4 protein-coding genes are annotated in these 4,652 nt (G+C 71.1%); 1 reads left to right on the top strand and 3 read right to left on the bottom strand.

Going from position 1 to position 4,652, the window contains the following annotated elements; genetic code table 11:
* Positions 1 to 106: 106 nt before the first annotated feature.
* The 3 genes from HW445_RS19265 to HW445_RS19275 all read right to left on the bottom strand — a co-directional run bounded on the left by HW445_RS19265 (position 107) and on the right by HW445_RS19275 (position 2,803).
* Positions 107 to 784, bottom strand: a complete 678-nt coding sequence (locus HW445_RS19265) for a uracil-DNA glycosylase (RefSeq protein ID WP_180222236.1) — start codon at positions 782 to 784, stop codon at positions 107 to 109.
* A gap of 85 nt (positions 785 to 869) precedes the next feature.
* On the bottom strand, positions 870 to 1,958 hold the full coding sequence (locus HW445_RS19270) for an exo-alpha-sialidase (RefSeq protein ID WP_180222237.1): 1,089 nt from the start codon (positions 1,956 to 1,958) through the stop codon (positions 870 to 872).
* Between the two features lie 191 nt (positions 1,959 to 2,149).
* On the bottom strand, positions 2,150 to 2,803 hold the full coding sequence (locus HW445_RS19275; RefSeq protein ID WP_180222238.1) for a DUF305 domain-containing protein: 654 nt from the start codon (positions 2,801 to 2,803) through the stop codon (positions 2,150 to 2,152).
* A 258-nt stretch (positions 2,804 to 3,061) separates the two neighbouring features.
* Here HW445_RS19275 and HW445_RS19280 point away from each other — a divergent pair, with 258 nt between their 5' ends.
* A complete protein-coding gene (locus tag HW445_RS19280) occupies positions 3,062 to 4,486 on the top strand; it encodes an LVIVD repeat-containing protein (protein WP_257231163.1) in 1,425 nt (474 codons plus the stop codon).
* The last annotated feature ends 166 nt before the right edge of the window (positions 4,487 to 4,652 follow it).

The raw sequence follows: 4,652 nt of genomic DNA on the forward strand, positions 1-4,652 counted from the left end.
GAAAGCCGGACCACCGGGCCGCTCCGCGCCGTGCCCACCGCGACCCGCAGGCCGGAGCCGCCGGAGTCCACCGCCAGCAGCACCCGTTCGCGCGGCCCGGTCCCGCTCACGGCAGTCGCCAGTCCACGGGCTGCGCCCCCTGCTGGAGCAACAGGTCGTTGGCCCGGCTGAACGGACGCGAGCCGAAGAAGCCGCGGTCGGCGGACATGGGGGAGGGGTGGGCGGACTCCACCGACGGGAGGCCGCCCAGCAGGCGCCGCGCGCCCCTGGCGTGGCTGCCCCAGAGGATCGCCACCAGCGGCTTGCCGCGCTCGGCGAGGGCGCGGACGGCCTGTTCGGTGACCTGCTCCCAGCCCTTGCCCCGGTGGGCGTTGGGCTTGCGCGGGGCCGTGGTGAGCGAGGAGTTGAGCAGCAGCACACCTTGGTCGGCCCACGGCGTGAGGTCGCCGTTGGAAGGCTCGGGGACGCCGAGGTCGTTCTGCATCTCCCGGTATATGTTGATCAGGCTGGGCGGCAGCGGGCGCACCTCGGGGGCGACGCTGAACGACAGCCCGACGGCATGTCCCGGTGTCGGATAGGGGTCCTGACCGACGATCAGGACGCGGACGTCGTCGAAGGGCTGCTGGAAGGCGCGCAGGATGTTCGGCCCCGCCGGGACGTAGCTGCGTCCCGCGGCGATCTCCGACCGCAGGAAGTCCCCCATCCGGGCGATCTGGCCGGCCACGGGTTCCAGCGCCTTGGCCCAGCCGGGCTCGACGATCTCGTGCAAAGGTCTAGGTGCCACGGGCGTCACCCTACTGCCGGGGTCCGACAGACGATCAAGCTCTGGCCCACGCTGCCGGAGGGCGGCGCCGGGGCCCGGGCCGGCCTCAGCCGAGGACGGCGGCGCGTACACAGAGCACGTCCGGGAGGTGCGAGGCGAGCATCCGCCAGCTGTCGCCGTCGTCCGCGGACGCGTACAGCTCGCCGTTGCGGGTGCCGAAGTAGACGCCCGCCGGGTCCGCGTCGTCGGTGCACAGGGCGTCGCGGAGCACCACTCCGTAGTGGTCCTCGTCGGGCAGGCCGGCGGACAGCGGCTCCCACCGGCCGCCCCCGTCGGAGGTGCGGAAGACCCTGAGGCGCCGGCCGGCCGGAACCCGGTCGGAGTCGGCGTTGACCGGGACCAGGTAGGCGGTGGAGCCGCGGTGGGGATGGGCCGCGACCGCGAAGCCGAAGGTGGACGGCAGCCCCTCGCCGATGTCGCTCCAGTGCGCGCCCGCGTCGTCGCTGCGGTAGACGCCCCAGTGGTTCTGCAGGTACAGCCGGTCCGGGTCGGCGGCGTCCCGGGAGACCTTGTGCACGCACTGCCCGAACTCCGGATCGGGGTCCGGCAGGAAGACCGCCGAGACGCCCGAGTTGGAAGGGGCCCAGCTCGCGCCGCCGTCCGCGCTGCGGAAGACGCCCGCGGCGGACACCGCCACCGTCAGGGCGCCCGGATCACGGGCGTCGGTGAGGATCGTGTGCAGCCCCTCGCCGCCCCCGCCGGGCGCCCAGCGGGAGCGGGTGGGGTGCTCCCAGAGCGGGCGGACCAGCGAGAAGCTCTCGCCGCGGTCCTCGGAGCGGAAGAGCGCGGCGGGCTCGGTGCCGGCGTACACCACGTCGGGCTCGACGGCGGACGGATGGAGCTGCCAGACGCGCTCCAGCGAGGCCCCGGTGTCCTGCGGGAACCGCACCGCGGGGCTGGACGGCTCCCCCCACGTGCGGCCGAGGTCGTCCGAGTGGAAGACCGACGGCCCCCAGTGGGAGCTCACGCCGCCGACCAGGATCCGCGGTGTGGAGGCGCGGGTGTCGAGCGCGACCGAGTAGACGGCCTGGGCGTTAAAGTGCGGAGCGGGGTCGAACTCCCAGGAGCCGCCGGAGCGGCGGCGCGCGAGGAACAGACCCTTGTTCGTGCCTACGGCGAGCAGTACGTCGGCCATGCCGGCCACCTCTCAGGACGTCGTCGTCCGGATGGGAGCGAGTCGGACCCGGCCAGTCTGCACGGTGCCACCGACAACGCCGCGGAGCCGTGGACGGACCGACCGCCGTCGGCCCTCGTCCCACCGCCCTGGCCCCCCTGCCCCGACGAGGGGTGACGCCTCGTCGGGGCAGCCGCGGCCCTCGGGTGCCGCTAGCCGCGCATGGCGTCCATGCGGGCGATCTCCGTGGTCTGGGTGGCGATCACGTCGTCGGCCATCTCCTCGGCGCGGATGTTGTTGCCGTTCGCCTTCACGTCCGCGGCCATCGCGATCGCGCCCTCGTGGTGAGCCGTCATCAGGTCGAGGAAGAGCCCGTCGAACTCGGCGCCGTCGGCCGCCTCGAGCTGCTTCATCTGCTCGGGGGTGGCCATGCCCCGCATCCCCTGGTGGCCGTGGGCGCCGGCGTCCTTCCCGGAGCCGTGCTCGTCCAGCCACCCCTCCATCATGTCGATCTCCGCGCCCTGCACGTCCGCGATGCGCGAGGCCAGGCCCCTGACCTCCTTCGACTCGGCCCGGTCGGGGGCCAACCGGGCCATTTCCAGAGCCTGTTCGTGGTGTTCGATCATCATCCGGACGTAGGAGACGTCCGCGCTGTTGGGGGAGTCGTCCTCCTTGCGGTGCTGCGCCGCCTCCTCGGGGGAGAGGGTCCTGTTCGGCTCGCCCGGTCTCCCCGGAGCGATCACGGAAGAGCCCTGGGCCGCGCCCGACCCGGAGTCCGCACCGGAGTCGCAGCCGCCGAGCGCGAGGAGGGTCAGGGGCAGCGCGGCGGTGACGAGTGCTGCTCGCAGGACGCGACGGATGGGCACGGTGACCTCCCGGAGGGACGGTTGACGGTTGCTCGGTCTTCGAGCACCGTCCTAGCACGGTTCCACCGGCGTGTGATCGTAAAAACTTATGTTAATTGTATTTCGAATCTATTGATCTGTGCATGACGCGGCCCATACTGCTGAGGTCCGTCCACCGCTCGGTGTGTGAACGGACCGAAGAGGGAGGATGAAGTGCTCAGACTGAACCCCCGAAAGCAGCGGAGACGGCTGGGAGTCGCGGCCACCGCCGCCGGTCTCATGGCCGCACTGCTCACGGCAGCCCCCGCCGGCGCCGTCCCCGGTCCGGGCGACCTGCCGGAGAAGAAACTCTCCAGCAGCGCCCAGGCCGAGGTCGAGGCGGCCATCGACAACGGTGAGATACCCGGAGTGGACGAGATCGTCCACTCCGGCAACATCGAGCATGTCAGCAACACCCCGAAGGACCTGCTGCCCGGCACCAACTCGGACCTCGCCTTCCAGGGCCGCTACGCGTTCTCGGGCAACTACGACGGGTTCAAGGTCTTCGACATCAAGAATCCGAAGAAGCCCAAGGTCGTGGCCCAGGTGCTCTGTCCTGGATCGCAGAACGACATCTCGGTCTCGGGGGACCTCCTCTTCCTCTCCACCGACTCCTCGCGCAGTGACGACTCCTGCAACAGCACCACGCAGCCGGTGACGGAGAAGTCCTCCTGGGAGGGCATCAAGATCTTCGACATCAGCGACATCACCAGGCCGCAGTACGTGGCCGCCGTCGAGACCGCCTGCGGCTCGCACACCCACACCCTGCTGCCGGACGGCGACGACGTCTACGTCTACGTGTCCTCGTACTCGCCGAACGCCGCCTACCCGGACTGCCAGCCGCCCCACGACGGCATCTCCGTCATCAAGGTGCCGACCGACGCCCCGGAGTCCGCGGCCGTCGTCGACTTCCCGGTGCTGTTCCCCGGTGAGGGCGAGCTCGGCGGCGGCAACCCGGGCTCCCCGGTGAACCCGGGCGTCTCCCGCACCACCGGCTGCCATGACATCACCGTCCTCCCGTCGAAGAACCTCGCGGCGGGCGCCTGCATGGGCGACGGCATCCTGATGGACATCTCCGACCCGGCCGCCCCGGTCGTCATCGACCAGGTCCAGGACAACGTGAACTTCGCGTTCTGGCACTCGGCGACGTTCAACCTGGACGCCGACAAGGTCGTCTTCACCGACGAGCTCGGCGGCGGCGGCATGGCCACCTGCAACGCGGAGATCGGCCCCGACCGCGGCGCCAACGGCATCTACGACATCGTCGGCAAGGGCCACAAGGCCGAGCTGCGGTTCGTCAGCTACTTCAAGATCCCCCGCCACCAGGCCTCCACCGAGAACTGCGTGGCGCACAACGGCTCGCTGATCCCGGTCAAGGGCAAGGACATCATGGTCCAGTCCTGGTACCAGGGCGGCGTCTCCGTCTGGGAGTTCACCGACTCCGAGAACCCGAAGGAGATCGCCTACTTCGAGCGCGGCCCGCTGCCCAACGGCGGTGGCGGCGGCACCTGGTCGACGTACTGGTACAACGGCTACCTGTACTCGAACGACATGGCGAAGGGCTTCGACGTCCTGAAGCTCAACGACCGGCGCACCAACCAGGCCAACAGCGTGCACCTGGACGAGCTCAACGCCCAGACCCAGCCGAAGTACTACCGGAAGTGACGCCGGGCGCCGGGCGGTGACCCACCGCCCGGCCCGGCCCCTCCCGTTCCCGCCGCGCGGCCCGGCCGCGCGGCGGGAACGCCGTTCTCCGGGCCCCACATGTCACCGGCCCACATGTCGTCGGTCCCTGTGCCACGGCGCCGCCCGCCGCCCCGTTGACCGCACG

It is taken from the genome of Streptomyces sp. UH6 (genome assembly GCF_013421635.1).
Classification (GTDB): Bacteria; Actinomycetota; Actinomycetes; order Streptomycetales; family Streptomycetaceae; genus Streptomyces; species Streptomyces abyssomicinicus.